Source organism: Streptomyces sp. NPDC055287, assembly GCF_053646035.1.
This window is the reverse complement of record NZ_JBSHNE010000131.1, coordinates 1-1466: the sequence shown is the minus strand read 5'-3', so window position 1 is coordinate 1466 and position 1466 is coordinate 1. Positions and strand designations below refer to the sequence as shown.

The 1466-nt window shown below is 69.8% G+C and carries 1 protein-coding gene; it reads left to right on the top strand.

What is annotated here, in order from left to right; all coding sequences use genetic code 11:
- Positions 1 to 1466 (top strand): beta-ketoacyl synthase N-terminal-like domain-containing protein (locus tag ACWIHY_RS40335; protein ID WP_454381741.1); only part of this gene is annotated, 1466 nt, incomplete at both ends.

Here is a 1466-nt window from a genome sequence, read left to right as displayed (position 1 = left end):
AACACGTTCCTGGACGCGCTCGCAGTCCATCGCCGGTCGAGTGGCCTGCCCGCGCTTTCGCTGGCGTGGGGCCTGTGGGAGGAATCCAGTGCGCTCACCGGCGGACTCACCGGCACCGACCGCACGCGCATGGCCCGATGGGGCCTGCTGCCTCTTTCGTCCGGGGACGCGATGGAGCTGTTCGACGCGGCGTTCGCGACCGGTGAAGCGGTCCTCGGGGTCACCCGCCTCGACACCAACGCCCTGCGCAAGCAGGGAGCCGAGACGCTGCCTCTGTTCCGCGGACTGGTTCCCGCAGCCCCCCGCCGAGCCGCCGGCCCTGGCCGAATATCCGGCGATGCGTCGCTGACGGACCGGCTGGCCAGTCTCAGCCCGGCCGACCGGGAGCGTACGATCACCGATCTCGTACGTACGCAGGTGGCCGGCGTCCTGGGCCACGCCGATCCGGGTGCGGTCGAGGCGGAACGGCCGTTCCAGGAGCTGGGGTTCGACTCGCTGACCGCCGTAGAGCTGCGTAACCGGCTCAACACGGCGACGGGCCTGCGGCTGCCCACCACGCTCGTCTTCGACTACCCCAACCCCGCGGCCCTAGCGGCACATCTGACGCGTGAGATACCGGGCGGTGAGACCCGCACGGCGTACGGCACTGCCTCCCTCACCCCGGCTCCCGCCCTCGCTACGCCCGACGAGCCCATCGCGATCGTGGCCATGGGCTGTCGTTATCCGGGTGGGGTGTCCTCGCCGGAGGATCTGTGGCGGCTGGTGGCGGGTGGGGTGGACGCGGTTTCGCCGTTCCCGGTCAATAGGGGCTGGGATGTCGAGGATCTGTATGATCCCGATCCCGCGCGGGTGGGCAAGACGTATGCCCGTGAGGGTGGTTTCCTGCATGACGCGGATCAGTTCGATGCCGAGTTCTTCGGGATGTCGCCGCGTGAGGCGCTCGCTACGGACCCCCAGCAGCGACTCCTGCTGGAGACGGCGTGGGAGACCGTGGAGAACGCCGGCATCGTGCCCGCCACACTGCGGGGCAGCCGGACCGGTGTCTTCACCGGCGTGATGTACCACGACTACGGCGCCGGCGCGCAGAACATTCCGGATGACCTGGAGGGTTATCTGGCGGCCGGCATCGCCGGGAGCGTGGCGTCCGGGCGGGTGTCCTACACCCTTGGTCTCGAAGGCCCCGCCGTGACGGTGGACACCGCGTGCTCGTCCTCGCTGGTCGCCCTCCACATGGCCGCCAACGCACTGCGCTCCGGCGAGTGCGACCTGGCCATCGCCGGTGGCGTCACCGTGATGTCCTCACCGCTGACCTACATCGAGTTCTCCCGCCAGCGCGGGCTGGCGCCCGACGGTCGTTGCAAGCCGTTCGCGGCCTCTGCGGATGGTACGGGGTGGTCGGAGGGTGTGGGGTTGTTGTTGGTGGAGCGGCTTTCGGATGCGCGGAGGAATGGCCGTCGGGTGTTGGC